Here is a 17924-nt window from a genome sequence, read left to right as displayed (position 1 = left end):
CATTGTAAATTATAAATTGTCAAAAATTATGGAGGACTAAAATGAGAATACTAATTCAAAAATTTGGAGGGACTTCTGTTTCTACTCATGAAAGAAGAAATAGAGTAGTAAATAAAATAATTAAGGCCAAGAATAAGGGATTTTCACCAGTTGTAGTTGTTTCAGCTATGGGTAGAAAAGGTCAACCCTATGCTACAGATACGCTTCTATCTCTGGTCAGCAGAGATTTTAGAAATAGCAGTCCGTTAAGTATTGATTTGCTTATGAGTTGTGGGGAGATAATAAGTACTGTAGTTGTTGCTGATGAGCTCTCAAAATTAAAAATGGATGTTGTTCCCCTAACAGGAGGACAGGCAGGAATAATTACTGATGATAATTATAATGATGCTGCTGTTTTAAGGGTGGAAAAAGGCAAACTGACCAGTATATTGGAAAGTGGAAAAATTCCGATAGTTGCTGGATTTCAAGGAGTATCTGAAAATGGATATGTAACTACATTGGGAAGAGGCGGAAGTGATGTTACAGCAGCACTTTTGGGTACTGCTTTAAATGCAGAATCCGTAGAAATATATACAGATGTAGATGGAATAATGACGGCAGATCCTAGAATAGTATCTGATGCCTCATTGATTGAAAAGATAAGCTATAATGAGGTGTTCCAAATGGCAGATCAAGGAGCCAAGGTCATACACCCAAGAGCCGTAAAAATAGCCATGAATGGAAATGTACCTTTAGTTATAAAGAACACATTGAATGATGGAAAAGGCACCGTCATAAGCAATTCTGCGGCGGGGGCATCTGGTAAAGTCGTAAACGGTATAACATCCATGGATGACAGAGTTCAGATTACGGTGAAATATAGTGAAAACAAAGATTCTGAAAATTATTATACATTATTAGATGAGCTGGCAAATAATCTTATAAGTATAGATTTGATAAATGTGTTTCCCTATGAAGAAGTGTTTACTATAGGTAATGAGGATATGGATAATTTTAAGATAGTGATGAAAAATCTCGGTCTCAATTATAATGCTATAAAAGAATGTACTAAAATAGCCCTCATTGGAAGCGGCATGAGAGGGGTGCCAGGAGTTATTGCAAAGATATTGAAAGTACTGTCTAGAGAGAATATAAAAGTACTTCAAACTGCTGATTCCCATACTACCATATGGTGTCTTGTTGAAAGAAGTAAAGCAAGTAAAGCCATAAATGCCCTTCATAGGGAATTTCTATTGGGTGAAAAGTAAAAAGGTATATGAATCTCCTAAAATGCATAAGATAAAATCGTTTAAGGAGGAGATTAAAATGTCGGATAAAATAAATAATGAAACCCAGAAGAATAACAGCCAGCTTCAAAACATAAAAGAGCTGGGTGTTACAAATATTCCACAGCAGAGAAACAGCCCAATCCAAATACTTCCAATAATAGGCCAGATAGAAGGGCATGTGGTACTGCCTTCTGAAACCAAAAGCACTAAATATGAACATGTAATACCAAATTTAATTGCTGTTGAAAGTGACAGTAGTGTAAAAGGATTGCTGGTGGTTTTAAATACTGTAGGTGGGGATGTAGAGGCTGGTCTTGCCATATCGGAGATGATAAGGAGCTTGAGTAAACCTACAGTATCTCTCGTTATAGGGGGAGGACATTCCATTGGCGTACCTCTTGCTACGGCGTCTGATTATTCATTTATATCTCCTACGGCTACCATGATTGTGCATCCCATAAGAATGACTGGAATGGTGATTGGAGTTCCAAAGACTTTTGAGTACTTTAGCAAAATGCAGGATAGGATAAATGAATTTATTGTTAGAACATCTAATATAACTGAAAAAAAATTGATTGAACTTATGCTTCAAACAGATGAATTGCTAAACGATACGGGAACTATACTGATTGGTAAGCAGGCGGTGCAGCAGGGTTTGATTGATGAAGTGGGGGGAATAAGTGAGGCTCTTAAAAAATTAAATGACATGATCAAATAATTAAAGACCTATTAAAAGTCACCATAGGATAAATCCTATGGTAATTTATATTTATCTGATGATGAGATTATGCTGCAAAATTATTAGAGGAAAAGAGAAAGTGATGTAGAATATTTATTAGGGAACTTTTCACTTTAGGACTTATTAAATATTTCTTTGCACTTGAAGGAGGTGGTAACATATGTCTAGAAGTAGAAGAAAGCAGGAGCATATCTTTAACAGGGATGTAAAAGGTATATTACTTGCTACACTGGGAGTGCTTATGATAATAAGTGTATTTTCACCATCTTCCTCTGGAATAGCTGGAAGATTTATAAAAAGACTTTTGATAGCTGTGTTTGGATTAGGATGCTATATATTCCCTATACTCATAATATTTATAGGATGCTGTCTTATTATAAAAAAGAATAAAATAAATTTCAGCAAAAAATTTTATGGAATTCTTCTTTTTATTATAAATACCCTTTTATTTATGCAGATGCTTGTAATGTCAAAGTATTACTCTGAATATGATTTATTTTCAGGAGTAAAAAAACTATATGACTCAGACACCATATTTCATGGAGGAATAATAAGCTTTTTGATAGATGTACCATTATATAAGCTGTTTGGAAATACGGGATGCTATATCATATTTGCAGCTCTTTATATAATTTCATTTATGATTATAAGTAAAATTACTGTTTATGATATATTGAATAAATTAAAAGTGATATTTACAAGAAAAAAAGACAGTGAGGACATTAAAATTAAAGAAGACAATAAGATGGAAAATAGAGAATTAAAAAATGATGGGCACGATACTGAAGGAGATGAAAAGGCTGGTTTTATTAAAAATTTAAACAATAGGATAAAGATACTGGATTTTATGAAATCTTCAGATCCAAAAGAAGAGGATTATATGAGCAAGCCTTTGTATAATGAAAAATTGGATGATTTTAACGGTGATAAAAATGGGTTTGCCGGAGGGAAATCAAATTCTATAAATGAGGAACTGGAAAAGAAAATGACAGAAAGTGAGAAAAAATTAAGTACCATATATAAATCTCCTCCAGTGAGTTTATTGAAACAAAATATCCAGTCCAAGCTGAATAAGCAGGATAAAAGGGAATTGATAAACAGTGCAAATAAATTAGAAGAGACTCTAGCCAGCTTTGGAGTAGATGTGAAAGTACTTCAGGTTAGCAGAGGACCTTCTGTAACTAGATTTGAAATTCAACCAAGCCCTGGAATTAAGGTGAGTAAAATTGTCAATTTATCTGATGATATAGCACTTGGACTTGCTGCATCAGGAGTGAGAATAGAAGCCCCTATACCGGGAAAATCTGCAATTGGCATAGAAGTCCCAAATAAAGAACTTACGCCGGTATATTTAAGAGAAGTTGTGGAATCTCAAGAGTTTATGAATTCGAAAAATAAATTAGCTTATTGTTTGGGAAAGGATATAGGTGGAAATTGTATAGTATCAGATCTTACGAAAATGCCACATATGCTCATAGCAGGTGCTACAGGTTCAGGTAAAAGTGTTTGTATAAATACTCTTATAGTGAGTTTGCTCTATAAATATTCACCTGATGACGTTAAATTTTTAATGGTGGATCCTAAAGTGGTGGAACTCAGTGTATACAATGGGATACCACATTTGCTCATACCTGTAGTGACAGATCCTAAAAAAGCGGCAGGAGCATTAAATTGGGCTGTGCAGGAAATGAATAGAAGATATAAACTTTTTGCGGATAACAGTGTTAGAAATATAGAAGGGTATAATGAATTATTTGAAAGCGGAAAAATAGAAAGCAAACTTCCTTTTGTAGTAATAATAATTGATGAACTTTCAGACTTAATGATGGTGTGCCCAAATGAAGTGGAGGATTATATAGGACGTCTTGCTCAAATGTCGAGAGCTGCAGGTATGCATTTGGTTATAGCCACCCAGAGACCTTCTGTGGATGTAATTACAGGGGTGATAAAAGCCAATATCCCTTCTAGGATATCATTTGCAGTATCCAGTCAAATTGATTCCAGAACTATAATTGACAGCAGCGGTGCTGAGAAACTGCTCGGAAAAGGAGATATGCTGTTTTATCCTGTGGGAGAAGCGAAGCCCATGAGAATACAGGGGGCATTTATATCTGAAAATGAGGTGGAAAAAGTTGTGGATTACATAAAAAATAAACAGGGCGAACCACAATATGAAGATAAAATAATAGAGCAGATAGATACGAATGTAACTAAAGCTGATGATAACTGCGATGAGCTTTTAGATGAAGCTATTAGAGTTGTATTAGATGCAGGACAAGCTTCTACTTCACTGCTCCAAAGAAGGCTCAGAATAGGATACAACAGGGCAGCTAGGATAATAGAGCAGATGGAAGAAAGGGAGATAATATCAAAAAAAGACGGAAGTAAACCAAGGCGGATACTTATTGACCGGAAAGATTGAATGCAATTTACAATTCACAGTGCACAATTCATAATTAAAGTACAAAGTTTAAATATCAATTTTGGTGGATTTTTGGATTGACCGAAAATCTTCGTTAAGTGTTATTTATTCTCTGAACTTTGATATTTACAATATCCGTTGAACCTAAGAATAACTTGATATAAAGGTTAATTTAACTTATATTAATATTGAATATTAAAATGATTTAACAGGAGGAAATTTAGTGGGTAAATTGAAAATTGGACTGATAAGTTTGGGCTGTGATAAAAATAGAGTAGATTCTGAAATAATATTGAATAGCATTGAAAAAGAGTATATTCTAGTTGAAAATTTAAAACTGGCTGATGTAATAATTGTAAATACCTGCGGCTTCATAGAAGCAGCTAAGCAAGAATCCATAGATACCATACTTCAAATGTCAAATTATAAAGTAGAATTTAATTGCAAAATTCTTGTAGTTACTGGATGCTTAGCTCAAAGGTATGGAAGAGAACTTATGTCATTATTGCCGGAAATAGATGTGATGTTGGGAGTAAATGATTATGATAAATTAAATAAAAGTATAAAAAAATGTATTGAAAATACAGATGATAAAATTTATAATTGTGATTATAGCGATTTCAATATATATGAAGGCAGGAGGAAACTTACTACACCTTTTTACAGAGCTTATTTGAAAATAGCAGAGGGATGTAATAATTGCTGTACCTATTGCATAATTCCAAAAATTAGAGGAAAATATAGAAGTAGGAGCATGGAGAGTTTAATAAAGGAATGTAATGATCTAGCCCTTCATGGAGTTAAGGAAATAATAGTTATTGCACAGGATACTACGAAATATGGAATTGATATATATGGCAGGAAGATGCTTCCTGAACTCATCAGAAGTATATCTAAAATTTGTGGAATAGAGTGGATTAGACTTCTTTACTGCTATCCTGAAGAGATAACAGGGGAACTTATAGATGAAATTGCCTCCAATGACAAGGTGTGCAATTATATAGACATACCTCTTCAGCATATAAGTGATAATATATTGAAACATATGGGAAGAAAAGGAAGAAAAAGGGATATAATAAAAATTATAGGTGAGCTTAGAAAAAATATCAAAGATATTTCCATTAGAACTACTATAATAGTTGGGTTTCCAGGAGAGACTGAGAAGGATTTTAATGAGCTGAAGGAATTTGTAAAATCCATGAAGTTTGAGAATATGGGGGTTTTCAAGTATTCAAGAGAAGAGGGAACTGCAGCTTTTAAAATGAAAGATCAAGTTCCGGAGGAAATAAAATCCGCAAGGGAAGGCGAATTGATGATACTGCAGCAGGAAATTGTTAAGGCTTCCGGAAAAAGCAAAATTGGAAATGTGTATAGAGTACTTGTAGAGGGCAAAAAGGGGAAGCTGTGGTATGGAAGAAACTATGAAATGGCTCCGGATATAGATGGGCTTATATATATAAAATGTGAAAAAGGGTTAAAAGTAGGTACTATGATTAATGTAAAAATAATCCGTAGTATTCAATATGATTTGGTGGGAGTTGTATGTGATGAATTTGGCGAATAAACTTACGATACTTAGAATGTTACTGATTCCATTTTTCTTGATTTTTATGGCTATAAAAGATATGCCTTATGGAAAAATTATTGCAATAGCTATTTTTATATTGGCATCAATAACGGATAAATTAGATGGATATATAGCTAGAAGCAGAAATCAAGTTACTAGATTTGGAAAATTCATGGATCCTTTGGCAGATAAACTTTTAGTTACGGCAGCTCTTATATCTCTGGTGGAATATCATATAATACCAACCTGGGTGGCAATGATTATAATAGCAAGGGAATTTGCAGTAACTGGACTTAGAGCTGTCGCAGCGGCAGAGGGAATTGTAATAGCTGCAAGCCCATGGGGTAAGGCTAAAACTGTAACGCAAATAGTGGCTATAATACTTGCACTTATAAATTTGGACTACAACCATATATCTTTTGGACTGCTGAGAAGTTTTTTATATCATCCTCACAGAATTTTAAATTTGGCTACTGATATTGCCATGGCCATAGCAATAATTATGACATTAATTTCTGGAATAGATTATTTTGTAAAAAATAAGGAAGTACTAAAGCCGGATAAATAATAAATTTGTTGATTAAAATGCAATTATGTTGTACATAATTAAAATATATATTTTAGGTGGATAATGGAAATCTGTAGTTTTGGTATAGTGATGTAAAATAATTAATTTAAACCTGTTGACTAGTTAAAATGTATGGTATATAATTTAATTAGAACATGCGTTCGCATAAGAGAGGAAGTGATCCTTTGGGAAATTTAAGTAATGAAAAGTTACAGGCTATAGAATCTGCCATGGGGCAGATAGAAAAGCAATTTGGAAAGGGCGCTGTAATGAAACTGGGAGAGAATAGTGTTTTAAATGTAGACGCTATATCCACAGGATGTCTTGATTTGGATATAGCTCTTGGTATTGGAGGAGTGCCCAGGGGGAGGGTAATAGAAATATTTGGACCTGAGTCTTCGGGCAAGACTACGGTAGCCCTTCATATAATTGCTGAAGCTCAAAAATCAGGTGGTGCAGCGGCTTTTATAGATGCAGAACATGCGTTGGATCCTGCTTATGCAAAGAATTTAGGCGTAGATATAGAGAATTTGATTGTATCCCAGCCAGACAGCGGAGAGCAGGCTCTTGAGATTGCAGAGGCACTGGTAAGATCAAATGCAATAGACGTTCTAGTAGTGGATTCGGTGGCAGCTTTAGTTCCCAAAGCTGAAATAGAAGGTGAAATGGGAGATTCCCATGTAGGACTTCAAGCAAGGCTTATGTCCCAGGCTCTCAGAAAACTCACGTCTTCTATAAATAAATCAAGATGTGTAACCATATTTATAAATCAGCTGAGAGAAAAAGTGGGAATTATGTTTGGAAACCCTGAAGTTACTCCAGGTGGAAGGGCACTAAAATTTTATGCTTCTGTTAGAATGGATGTAAGAAGAATAGATGCCATAAAGCAGGGAGATACAATAGTAGGTAATAGAACGAGGGTAAAAATAACAAAGAACAAGGTAGCTCCTCCTTTTAAACAAGCTGAATTTGATATAATGTACAATCATGGTATTTCAAGAGAGGGAAATGTGCTTGATGTAGGTGTAAGAGAGGAACTAATACAGAAAAGTGGTTCCTGGTTCTCCTATAAGGAAACGAGGCTTGGACAAGGAAGAGAAAATGCAAAGCAATTTTTAAAAGAAAATCAGGATATTTTATTTGAGATAGAAAGTAAAATAAGAAAAAAGTACAGTTTACCTGAGTTAAAAAAGCCTTCGACAGGTAATAAAAACGAAAAAGATAATAAGCCAAGTACGAAAAAAAATGAGCAAAAACATATGGATATATGATGCAAATATAAAATCGCGAGATAATTATCCTGCGATTTTATATTTATCATCGATTCAAATAGGCAAACTCCATCCGAATTTAAGGAATATTTAATATATGGAATAAGATGTATATAACTTGACAATAATTAAAATATAATATAAAATTAAGACAAATTCTGGTTTATCGTATATTTAGGAATTGCCAATTGAATAATATGACACCTTTTCTATGCTTACATATTTAAATGAGATATAGATTTTATAATAGGAGCAAAGGAGGTGTTCATGTGAATTCCGTAATAATATATGAGATTATTGCTGGTATAATAATAGTTGCTGTCTTACTAGTTGAATTTAGTATTATTAAAAATAAGGCAAAGGCTATAAAAGCACAGGCTCAAGAGGAGTCTAATAGATTGAAGGAAGAGGCTATGCGAGAAGCCGAATCCAAGAAAAAAGAAGCTATACTAGAAGCTAAAGAAGAAATTCATAGATTAAAGAATGATGTTGAAAAGGAATCTAGAGATAGGAGAAATGAAGTACAAAGGCTGGAGAGAAGATTAATACAGAGAGAAGAATTGCTTGATAAAAAAAGTGATGCTTTTGAAAAAAAAGAAATTAATCTGGATAAAAAACAGCAGGAAGTTGATAAGTTACAGATAAAGGTGGATGAATTATATCAAAAACAAAGAGATGAACTTGAAAGATTGTCAGGTTTGAGTTCAGAAGAGGCTAGGAATATTTTATTAGAGAAAGTAAGAAAAGAAATAAAACATGAATCTGCTATGATGATTAAGGAAATGGAAACCAAAGCTAAAGAGGAAGCTGATAAGAAAGCTAGAGAAATTATAACTTGCGCTATTCAAAGATGCGCTGCGGATCATGTAGCTGAGACAACAGTACATGTTGTAGCTCTGCCCAATGATGAAATGAAAGGAAGGATAATAGGGCGAGAGGGTAGGAACATAAGAGCTCTTGAAACTTTGACAGGTGTGGATTTGATCATAGATGATACACCTGAAGCAGTAATATTGTCAGGATTTGATCCTATAAGAAGAGAAGTTGCAAGAATAGCACTGGAAAAGCTTATAATTGATGGAAGGATACACCCAGCAAGAATTGAAGAAATGGTTGAAAAGGCCGAAAAAGAACTGGAAAGTGATATTAAGGAAGAGGGAGAGCAGGCCACTTTTGAAACAGGTGTGCATGGTCTTCATGTGGAATTAATAAAATTATTAGGTAGGTTAAAATACAGGACTAGTTATGGCCAGAATGTCCTAAAGCACTCTATTGAAGTTGCATATTTAGCGGGCCTTATGGCCTCAGAAATTGGCATAGATCCTGCCATAGCTAAAAGAGCTGGATTACTTCATGATATAGGGAAAGCTGTGGATCATGAAGTTGAAGGACCTCATGCTGTTATAGGCGCAGAGGTTGCTAAAAAGTATAGAGAATCACCAATAATTGTAAACGCCATTGCAGCTCACCATGGGGATGTAGAATTTCAATCTTTAGAAGCGGTGCTTGTTCAAGCAGCAGATGCAATATCTGCAGCAAGACCTGGAGCTAGAAGAGAAACATTAGAAGCTTATATTAAGCGTTTGGAAAAATTAGAGGAAATAGCAAATACATGTGAAGGCGTAGAAAAGTCATATGCCATTCAAGCGGGAAGAGAACTTAGAATTATGGTTAAACCAGAAGATATTGATGATGCAGGGGCCTTTGAAATGGCAAGGAATGTAGTTAAAAAGATAGAAGAGGAACTAGAATATCCTGGTCAGATTAAGGTAAATGTTATTAGAGAGACTCGTGCAATTGAATATGCAAAATAATAAATAAAATTTTATAATAGTATAGAAAGAAAGTATTCCTTTTAGGTTTTGTAACCTTTACAAAACCTAAAAGGAATTTTTGATCTTTTGTAGAATAGTATATTTAATAACAATAATAAATAAAGATATTATTATAATATATAGGAGGTTTATTATGGAAGTATTAAAGGTTTCAGCAAAATCAAGTCCCAATTCAGTTGCAGGAGCATTAGCAGGGGTTCTAAGAGAGAGAGGAGCCGCTGAAATACAGGCTATAGGTGCAGGAGCGTTGAATCAATCCATTAAAGCCATAGCTATTGCCAGAGGATTTGTAGCACCTAGTGGAATCGATTTAATATGTATTCCAGCATTTACGGACATTGAAATAGATGGTGAAGAGAGAACTGCAATTAAGCTTATTGTGCAGCCAAGATAAAAAATAAATTTTATGTGGGACTTGTGGAGCTATCTCAAGTCCTTATTTATATATGAATTGCATACATAGTTTAAGAAGCTGTGTTGACTATATGAAATACTGTGTTAAAATGTAAAAAGGTATATAGTAATTTTGTAGTATGTATATAGTTTGGGGGAAAAATTATGATGGCAGCACTCGAATTGATGAGGCCTAAGCAGTGGATTAAGAATTTTTTTGTATTTGCAGCAGTTATTTTTTCGGGAAATTTTTTAAGATTGGATCTATTAAAGGTCAATGTAATAACTTTTGTACTATTTTGTATCACATCTTCTATAATCTATATATTGAACGATATTGTAGATGTGGAAAAAGACAGATGCCATCCTGATAAGAGAAAAAGACCTCTTCCAAGCGGACGTATATCTAAAAGCGCAGCGGTTATTTTAGATGTTATATTGTTTATTTCAATAGTATATTTTTCCTGTACTTTTTTAAATGTAAAAATTTTGTCAGTGTATTTAACATATATAATAGTAAATATATTGTATTCTTTTGTACTTAAAAATTTAGTTATAATAGATGTTATGACTATTGCTTTTGGATTTGTTTTGAGGGTTGCAAGTGGAAGTTTGGCCACAGGAGTCGAAGTATCACCCTGGTTAATTCTGTGTACAGTGCTTTTATCCTTGTTCTTAGGACTTAATAAGAGAAAGAGTGAAATTATAACTTTAAAAGATAAGAGCAGTTCTTCCAGAAAGATATTGGAAAAATATTCTGTAAAAAATATTGATAAAATGCTTACTATAGTGAATCCGTCTGTACTAATGGCTTACTGCCTTTATACTTTTTCTTCTACACAAAGTAGGACTATGATGTTTACCATACCTTTTGTACTATATGGTATATTTAGGTATGAGTATTTAATGGATAGGAAAAATATAGGAGGGAAGCCGGAAGATGTCTTTGAGAGGGATATTCCTTTTTTAATAAATATACTATTATGGATAGTAATTGTTATAATTATAATATATCTTAAATTGTAAAGCAGAAGGGAAATCAATTGAGTATGGAGATTAAGAATTTTTGGAATAGTGGAGATTATATAAAAAACGACAAAAATAACAGCAAATATTACAATATAGTCATGGGATTTGGAATGTTCTTATCTGTGTTGTGGATATTATTTGTAAAATCAGTTCCGTTTTCAGATTTTAGTTATTACTATAATTTAGCAGTGAGTATAGCTGGAGGTGGGCAGTGGGGAGATACTTATACTTCAGTGGGATACCCCATAGTGCTGGCGGGAGTATTTAAATTATTTGGGGCCAGTGTTTTTATAGCAAAAGTATTTAATTTGTTTTTTACTTTTGTAAATTATATGTGTTTAAAATATATTTTATTTAAAGTAAAATTAAGGGAAATTGACAGAAAAATAATATTTTTTGTGTTTGTACTCTTTCCCAGCAATATAGTATATAATAGTATTTTAGGTACGGAATTGATGTTTACAAGCTTACTTTTGGCTATAACCTGTCTTTACTTTGGAGATGCAAAATACAAATATCTTCTCATAGGTATACTTACAGGATTAAACACGATGATAAAACCTTTTTTTATTGTATTTTTCTTTGCTGTGTTTTTAGTTGATTTTATAAAACATAAAAAGTTTCTGTTATCCCTTAGAAATTCTCTTGTTGTGCTTATCGTGTGTGGGGTTGTCATTTCACCTTGGATATACAGAAACACAAAATTAATGGGGCAGCTTACATATGTATCTAATAATGGTGGTATAGTCTTATATATAAACAATAATTCCCAGAATGGTAATGGAAGATGGATGGATGTAAATAAAGTGGAGAATTCCATTGCAAAAACCAGCCAATATAAAAATGCCAATAGAACTCAGCAGAATAAAATGTTAAGTAATGCCGCGAAAAAATGGATAAAATCACATCCTGTAGAATTTATCAAATTGGGCTTTAAGAGGTTATTTAACACATACTTTTTCGGAGATGATATATTGTACAGTACTTATGGTAGTGGAATAAGCCATAATCTCAATAGCTTGATATTTTCAAGTAGTATTTTTATAAGATTGTTAGTTTTTTTACCTGCCATAATATATATTTTAATATACTTTTTAAAAGTACTATTCAATATCTTCAAGGGTGAAAGTCACTTACTGGATGAGTTCAAATTATATATGCTGATATTGTTTTTTATGTTTACTTCAGTTTATTTTGTAACAGAGGGTCAGGGAAGATATGCTTTTCCTGAAACATTTGTGTTTGTTTGTTATTTTTATTTTGCATTGAAATATTTGGCATTTAAATTTAAGGGGATAAGATTATGACTTCATTGATATTGATATCGGTATTTTTAGGAGCTATGGGTCAGGTACTTGTGAAATATGGTGCTGTAAATTTGCAGCTGGATTTTACATTAAAATATTTATTACCAAGTATTTTATCCATATTGAAGAATATTCCTGTAATGTGTGGAATTGTATCCTATGGACTGAGTTTTCTCCTATGGATAAAAATTTTGAGTAAGGTAGAATTGAGTTATGCATATCCTATGGTGAGTTTAGGATATATAATAATCATGCTATTTTCCTATTTTATATTCAAGGAAAATATAACTCTTATGAGAATATTGGGAGTGGGTTTTATAATAGTAGGAGTGATATTGGTTTCAAGAAGCTGAAAATTTTTATTAACTGTGAATTTTGTATTGTGAATTGAATAAAGGGAGGAATAAAAATGATATTGTCAAAAAAAGCTGAAAAAATTCAATCGTCTATAACTCTGGAAATAACTGCAAAAGCTAAGCAAATGAAGTCTCAGGGAATAGATGTAATAGGATTTGGTGCTGGAGAACCAGATTTTAATACTCCAGAGAATATTCAAAAAGCTGCTGTAGCTGCTATGAAAAAAGGTTATACAAAATATACTCCTGCTTCTGGAATTTTAGAGCTTAAGGAAGCCATTTTAAAAAAATTTAAAGTGGACAATGATCTAAGCTACAGTACAGATCAAATTATAATATCTACAGGGGCAAAGCAATGTCTCTGCAATACATTCCAGGCCATATTAAATCCAGGAGACGAGGTTATTATAGCTGTTCCCTATTGGGTAAGTTATCCTGAATTGGTTAGGCTTTCGGATGGAGTACCGGTATTTGTTAATACAAAGGAAGAGAATAATTTTAAGTATACTGTAAAAGATTTAGAAAGGGCTTATACTGAAAAAACTAAAATGATCATAATCAACAGTCCTAATAATCCAACAGGAAGCATTTATTCAGAGAAGGAACTAAAAGAAATAGCTGATTTTGCCAAAGAGAAGGATATATTTATTTTGTCAGATGAAATATATGAAAAACTCATTTATGGAAACAACTGTCATGTTAGTATAGCAAGTATATCTCAGGATGCTTATGAAAGAACAATTGTCGTAAATGGGGTTTCTAAAACATATTCCATGACAGGATGGAGAATAGGGTATTGTGCTGCAGATAAAAATATAGTCAAATTAATGTCCAACATTCAAAGTCATACTACAGGAAATCCCAATTCCATAGCTCAGTATGCTGCATTGGCAGCTTTACATGGAGAAAGTACTCAGATTGAGAACATGGTAGGTGAATTTAAAAAAAGAAGAGAATATATGATAAAAAAAATAGATGCGATTGAAGGACTTTCTTGTTTAAAACCAGAAGGAGCTTTTTATGTGATGCTGAATATATCAAAAACTTTCGGAAAAACTATTAATGGACAAAAAATAGAGAATTCACTTGAATTTTCAAATTTGCTGCTTGAAAAAGAAAAAGTTGCGGTAGTGCCTGGACTAGGATTTGGAATAGATGGATATGTAAGATTGTCTTATGCTACTTCCATGGAAAATATAAAAAAAGGACTGGATAGGATAGAACAGTTTGTGCTAAAGTTAAAATAATATTAGATTATTTATACTGAAATGTAAAAATTATTATTCAAATATTAATAAAAAATGGTATAATAATTAAGAAGAATTTGAGATCTGTTATAACAACAATAAACTGAGATAGAGGTGAATTAAATGGTTTCTAAAGAAGTTATAGTTAAAAGCCCTACAGGATTACATGCAAGACCTGCAACACTACTGGTTAAGAAAGCTTCTTCATTTAAATCTGATTTATCCATAGAATTTGATGGAAAAAAGGCGAATATAAAAAGTTTAATTGGAGTACTTTCATTAGGTGTAACCAAGAATTCAACTGTTAAAATAACTGCATCTGGTGATGACGAGTCATTGGCCATAGAAGAAATTATCAAATTAATAAATTCATTGGAAACATTATAGTCAATTTTAATTGAGTGATTTTTGGTTAAAGTGGAGTCCTATTATGGGTAATGTTTTTCCACCTCAACCTTTTACAAAAACCAATGCTTGATAAAAGAATAACTGTGAATAAAATAGAAGACCAATGAAAGGTCTTCTCATTTTATTTGCAGCTGTTTTTAGTTTTAAAAAGCAATATAATCATGTCAATACCTGCTACACCTATGAGTATGTCTATTATCCTTCCGATTAGATTGGAAGGTTCACCAAATATAATTTGAATTATGTTAAAATTAAATAAACCTATAAGTCCCCAAATTATTGCACCTATGATTGTCAATATTAAAGAAATTTTGTCTATTATACTGAATTTATACATACTTTCATTTACTGAGGCTGTATAAGTCATTCTTAGATTCGAACCTCAATAAAAATTCACCTCCATACAATATACTTTTTCTAATTAAAGTATATTAGTAACTTTGTAAAATAGAACAGTTTGTACACTTTTATAAGATTATACGAATATAATAATATAATATAATAGAAATATATGTTATAATATGAATGAAAACAATTAAATTATAGTATATGTACGGAGGTATTTTATCATGAGAGATACATACAATAACCCATTAAATAGAAGGTATGCCTCACGGGAAATGAGTTATCTATTTTCCGATGAGATGAAATTTAAAACTTGGAGAAAACTCTGGGTAGCTCTGGCTGAGTGTGAGAAAGAGCTTGGGCTCAATATAACTTCTGAACAAATAGATGAATTGAAAGCCAATGTGGAAAATATAAATTATGAGGATGCAGAAAAAAGAGAAAAGGAAGTACGTCATGATGTGATGAGCCACGTATATGCCTATGGACTTCAGTGCCCTAAGGCCAAGGGAATAATACATCTGGGGGCAACCAGCTGTTATGTAGGGGATAATACAGATCTTATAATTATGAAAAAGGCACTTTACATAGTGAGGGGAAAAATACTGAATGTGATAAATTATCTCAAGGATTTTGCACTTGAATACAAAGATCTTCCCACTCTCGGATTTACACATCTTCAGCCTGCCCAGCTCACTACAGTTGGCAAGAGAGCATCTCTCTGGATACAGGATCTATATCTGGATATGGAAAATATTGATTTTGTCATTGATAAAATCAGATTCAGAGGAGTAAAAGGAACTACGGGAACTCAGGCCAGTTTCATGGATCTGTTTAACGGCAATGAAGAAAAGGTAAAGATGCTGGATAAAATGGTGACGGAGAAGATGGGATTCAATCAGGAATTTATGGTTACAGGACAGACCTATACCAGAAAGCTCGATTCCATAATATTAAATACTCTTTCAGAGATAGCACAAAGTGCTTATAAGTTCAGCAATGATCTCAGGATACTTCAAAATATGAAGGAAATGGAGGAACCTTTTGAAAAAAATCAGATAGGCTCTTCAGCCATGGCATATAAAAGGAATCCTATGAGATGTGAGAGAATGGGTTCTCTGTGCAGATATATAATTGTGAATGCCTTGAACCCGGCTATAACTGCTTCGACTCAATGGTTTGAAAGAACCCTGGATGATTCTGCAAACAGGAGGATAGTCCTTCCTGAGGCATTTTTGGCACTGGACGGGGTCTTAAATTTATATATGAATGTATCTGAAAATATGGTGGTTTATCCAAAGACAATTGCATCCCATGTACTTAAGGAACTTCCATTTATGGCTACGGAGAATATAATAATGGAAGCTGTTAAAAGAGGAGGGGATAGACAGGAACTTCATGAGAGAATCAGGATTCATTCTATGGAAGCAGCTAAGAGGGTGAAATCAGAGGGAAAGGAAAATGATCTTCTGGAAAGAATTATAAAAGACCCATTTTTTAAAATGAAAAAAGAAGAGATACTGTCTCTGGTGAGTCCCGAAAAATTTGTTGGAAGGGCACCAGGCCAAGTGGTGGATTTTATAGAGAGCCAAATAAGCCCAATGCTTGAAAATAATAAACAGTATCTGGGGAAAGAGGCCCAGATAAATGTCTAGTCTAATATATGGGAGGATTGTATATGTACGATATTGCCATTATAGGAGCAGGAGTGGAAGGTTCAGCCATTGCAAGAAGGTTTTCCAGATATAAATTAAAAATTTGTCTGATAGAAAAACAGGATGATGTATCCTGTGGGGCGTCTAAAGCCAACAGCGGTATAGTGCATGGAGGATATGACGACACGCCGGGTACTTTAAAGGCTAAATTATGCGTAAAGGGAAACAGGATGTATGACAGGTTAAACAGGGAGTTGAATTTTGGTTATAGAGAAACAGGCTCCCTTGTAATAGCTTTTTCAGATGAAGAGAAAAAACATCTTGAGAAGTTGTATCATAATGGTATAAAAAATGGTGTAGGGGGAATGGAGATAATAGACGGCGAAAAGGTAAGACAGATGGAGCCTTATGTGAACAATGAGGTTAAATGGGCTCTCTACTGTAAAGACTCAGGAGTTTGTTCTCCCTATGAATTCACCATAGCACTGGCAGAAAATGCAGTGGAAAATGGAGTGGATTTGAAACTGGAAAGTGAAGTTATAGGCATAAATAGAAAGGAAAATTATTTTGAAATAGTTACCAGCCAGGAGAGGATAGAGGCTAGATATGTAATAAATGCAGCGGGGGTCTACAGTGATAAAATATCCAATATGGTTGGCCTGGACCATTTTCATATAATTCCAAGGAAAGGTGAATATGTCCTTTTCAACAGGGATCAGTCCTACCTGGTGAATAGTGTAATATTTCAGGTACCTACGGAAAAGGGCAAGGGAATTTTAGTGACTACTACCTATCATGGCAATCTGATGATAGGCCCAAACGCCCAGGAGGTTTCAAACAAGGAAGATGTGAATACGAATGAGGAAATGCTGAATTACATTGTTGAAACCGCCAGGAAATCTGTAGAGGGTTTTGACATGAAAAAAGCTATAACCTCTTTTGCAGGAGTGAGGCCTACCAGCAGTACCAGAGATTTCATAATAGAAGAGACAAAAGTAGAGGGATTCATAAATGTAGCGGGCATAGATTCACCGGGACTTACTTCTGCTCCAGCCATAGCAGAGGAAGTAGTAAATATATTGAGCAAGAAAGTAAAGCTGGAGGAAAAAGATGATTTTAATCCCTATAGAAAACCTATTATAGTAAAAAAGGATAAAAATTTTGATGGAGACATAAATGCAAAAGAGCCTGAAAAACATATTATATGCAGATGCGAAAGGGTAACGGAAGCGGAAATTGTAGATGCATTAAATAGACCGGTAAGGACAATATCCATTGATGGAGTCAAACGCCGTACAAGGGCTGGCATGGGCATGTGCCAGGGGGCATTTTGCGGTTCTAGGGTCAGAAAACTCATAGCAAGAGAAATGGATATACCTGAAGAACAAGTTAAACAGAGAGGTCCAGGATCCTCCATACTTCCTAAAAGGGTAAATCGGATAAATGTGATGAAAATACAGAAATAGATTTTAAATTATGAAGGCTGCCGTATAATCAATTTGCGGCAGCTCCAA

Annotated in this window: 16 protein-coding genes; 15 read left to right on the top strand and 1 reads right to left on the bottom strand. The window is 33.7% G+C overall.

What is annotated here, in order from left to right:
* Positions 1-41 precede the first annotated feature (41 nt).
* The 13 genes from dapG to ACFHWD_RS07190 all read left to right on the top strand — a co-directional run bounded on the left by dapG (position 42) and on the right by ACFHWD_RS07190 (position 14389).
* Positions 42-1247, top strand: a complete 1206-nt coding sequence (gene dapG, locus ACFHWD_RS07250; protein ID WP_150356432.1) for an aspartate kinase — start codon at positions 42-44, stop codon at positions 1245-1247.
* Positions 1248-1305: 58 nt separating this feature from the next.
* Entirely contained in the window at positions 1306-1986 is a 681-nt protein-coding gene (locus ACFHWD_RS07245; protein WP_150356431.1) for a ClpP family protease, read from the top strand.
* Positions 1987-2167: 181 nt separating this feature from the next.
* Positions 2168-4429: a DNA translocase FtsK gene (locus ACFHWD_RS07240; protein ID WP_150356430.1), complete on the top strand. Its 2262-nt coding sequence runs from the start codon at positions 2168-2170 to the stop codon at positions 4427-4429.
* Between the two features lie 223 nt (positions 4430-4652).
* Positions 4653-5993 carry a 30S ribosomal protein S12 methylthiotransferase RimO gene (gene rimO / locus ACFHWD_RS07235; RefSeq protein WP_378061209.1) on the top strand — a complete coding sequence of 447 codons (1341 nt, stop codon included), beginning with the start codon at positions 4653-4655 and terminating at the stop codon, positions 5991-5993.
* Positions 5977-6564, top strand: coding sequence for a CDP-diacylglycerol--glycerol-3-phosphate 3-phosphatidyltransferase (pgsA, locus tag ACFHWD_RS07230; protein ID WP_150356428.1), 588 nt, complete (start codon positions 5977-5979; stop codon positions 6562-6564). Before rimO ends, pgsA begins: the two co-directional genes overlap by 17 nt.
* 230 nt (positions 6565-6794) lie before the next feature.
* A complete protein-coding gene (gene recA, locus ACFHWD_RS07225) occupies positions 6795-7835 on the top strand; it encodes a recombinase RecA (protein WP_378061268.1) in 1041 nt (346 codons plus the stop codon).
* Between the two features lie 269 nt (positions 7836-8104).
* Positions 8105-9649 (top strand): ribonuclease Y, encoded by a 1545-nt coding sequence (gene rny / locus ACFHWD_RS07220; RefSeq protein WP_179977242.1) that lies wholly within the window; start codon positions 8105-8107, stop codon positions 9647-9649.
* Between the two features lie 154 nt (positions 9650-9803).
* Positions 9804-10064: a stage V sporulation protein S gene (locus ACFHWD_RS07215; protein WP_150356425.1), complete on the top strand. Its 261-nt coding sequence runs from the start codon at positions 9804-9806 to the stop codon at positions 10062-10064.
* Positions 10065-10228: 164 nt separating this feature from the next.
* Positions 10229-11089, top strand: a complete 861-nt coding sequence (locus tag ACFHWD_RS07210; RefSeq protein WP_150356424.1) for a decaprenyl-phosphate phosphoribosyltransferase — start codon at positions 10229-10231, stop codon at positions 11087-11089.
* A 23-nt stretch (positions 11090-11112) separates the two neighbouring features.
* The gene (locus ACFHWD_RS07205) at positions 11113-12399 is read left to right on the top strand and encodes a hypothetical protein (RefSeq protein ID WP_378061266.1); all 1287 of its coding nucleotides are present in this window, start codon (positions 11113-11115) and stop codon (positions 12397-12399) included.
* Entirely contained in the window at positions 12396-12752 is a 357-nt protein-coding gene (locus tag ACFHWD_RS07200; RefSeq protein ID WP_150356423.1) for an SMR family transporter, read from the top strand. The genes ACFHWD_RS07205 and ACFHWD_RS07200 overlap by 4 nt, the downstream gene beginning before the upstream one ends.
* A gap of 56 nt (positions 12753-12808) precedes the next feature.
* Entirely contained in the window at positions 12809-14002 is a 1194-nt protein-coding gene (locus tag ACFHWD_RS07195; RefSeq protein ID WP_150356422.1) for a pyridoxal phosphate-dependent aminotransferase, read from the top strand.
* A 123-nt stretch (positions 14003-14125) separates the two neighbouring features.
* Positions 14126-14389: an HPr family phosphocarrier protein gene (locus tag ACFHWD_RS07190; protein ID WP_150359086.1), complete on the top strand. Its 264-nt coding sequence runs from the start codon at positions 14126-14128 to the stop codon at positions 14387-14389.
* Between the two features lie 142 nt (positions 14390-14531).
* On the opposite strand, the gene ACFHWD_RS07185 is transcribed toward ACFHWD_RS07190, so the two are convergent.
* Positions 14532-14777, bottom strand: a complete 246-nt coding sequence (locus ACFHWD_RS07185; protein ID WP_378061205.1) for a DUF378 domain-containing protein — start codon at positions 14775-14777, stop codon at positions 14532-14534.
* A 202-nt stretch (positions 14778-14979) separates the two neighbouring features.
* Here ACFHWD_RS07185 and purB point away from each other — a divergent pair, with 202 nt between their 5' ends.
* Positions 14980-16410, top strand: a complete 1431-nt coding sequence (gene purB / locus ACFHWD_RS07180; RefSeq protein WP_150355441.1) for an adenylosuccinate lyase — start codon at positions 14980-14982, stop codon at positions 16408-16410.
* Positions 16411-16433: 23 nt separating this feature from the next.
* Positions 16434-17876 carry an NAD(P)/FAD-dependent oxidoreductase gene (locus ACFHWD_RS07175; protein ID WP_150355442.1) on the top strand — a complete coding sequence of 481 codons (1443 nt, stop codon included), beginning with the start codon at positions 16434-16436 and terminating at the stop codon, positions 17874-17876.
* The last annotated feature ends 48 nt before the right edge of the window (positions 17877-17924 follow it).

Origin of the sequence: Clostridium sp. MT-14 (assembly GCF_042436595.1) — a bacterium.
Classification (GTDB): domain Bacteria; phylum Bacillota; class Clostridia; order Clostridiales; family Clostridiaceae; genus Clostridium_B; species Clostridium_B aromativorans.
The sequence above is the reverse complement of the archived record's forward strand: the minus strand, read 5'-3'. Positions and strand labels throughout refer to the sequence as shown.

What these genes read in the sequence shown, in the direction of transcription:
- dapG (WP_150356432.1), top strand. Translation starts at nt 42, where the DNA reads ATGAGAATACTAATTCAAAAATTTGGAGGGACTTCTGTTTCTACTCAT.
- ACFHWD_RS07245 (WP_150356431.1), top strand. Translation starts at nt 1,306, where the DNA reads ATGTCGGATAAAATAAATAATGAAACCCAGAAGAATAACAGCCAGCTT.
- ACFHWD_RS07240 (WP_150356430.1), top strand. Translation starts at nt 2,168, where the DNA reads ATGTCTAGAAGTAGAAGAAAGCAGGAGCATATCTTTAACAGGGATGTA.
- pgsA (WP_150356428.1), top strand. Translation starts at nt 5,977, where the DNA reads ATGAATTTGGCGAATAAACTTACGATACTTAGAATGTTACTGATTCCA.
- recA (WP_378061268.1), top strand. Translation starts at nt 6,795, where the DNA reads ATGGGGCAGATAGAAAAGCAATTTGGAAAGGGCGCTGTAATGAAACTG.
- ACFHWD_RS07215 (WP_150356425.1), top strand. Translation starts at nt 9,804, where the DNA reads ATGGAAGTATTAAAGGTTTCAGCAAAATCAAGTCCCAATTCAGTTGCA.
- ACFHWD_RS07210 (WP_150356424.1), top strand. Translation starts at nt 10,229, where the DNA reads ATGATGGCAGCACTCGAATTGATGAGGCCTAAGCAGTGGATTAAGAAT.
- ACFHWD_RS07205 (WP_378061266.1), top strand. Translation starts at nt 11,113, where the DNA reads ATGGAGATTAAGAATTTTTGGAATAGTGGAGATTATATAAAAAACGAC.
- ACFHWD_RS07200 (WP_150356423.1), top strand. Translation starts at nt 12,396, where the DNA reads ATGACTTCATTGATATTGATATCGGTATTTTTAGGAGCTATGGGTCAG.
- ACFHWD_RS07195 (WP_150356422.1), top strand. Translation starts at nt 12,809, where the DNA reads ATGATATTGTCAAAAAAAGCTGAAAAAATTCAATCGTCTATAACTCTG.
- ACFHWD_RS07190 (WP_150359086.1), top strand. Translation starts at nt 14,126, where the DNA reads ATGGTTTCTAAAGAAGTTATAGTTAAAAGCCCTACAGGATTACATGCA.
- ACFHWD_RS07185 (WP_378061205.1), bottom strand. Translation starts at nt 14,777, where the DNA reads ATGACTTATACAGCCTCAGTAAATGAAAGTATGTATAAATTCAGTATA.
- purB (WP_150355441.1), top strand. Translation starts at nt 14,980, where the DNA reads ATGAGAGATACATACAATAACCCATTAAATAGAAGGTATGCCTCACGG.
- ACFHWD_RS07175 (WP_150355442.1), top strand. Translation starts at nt 16,434, where the DNA reads ATGTACGATATTGCCATTATAGGAGCAGGAGTGGAAGGTTCAGCCATT.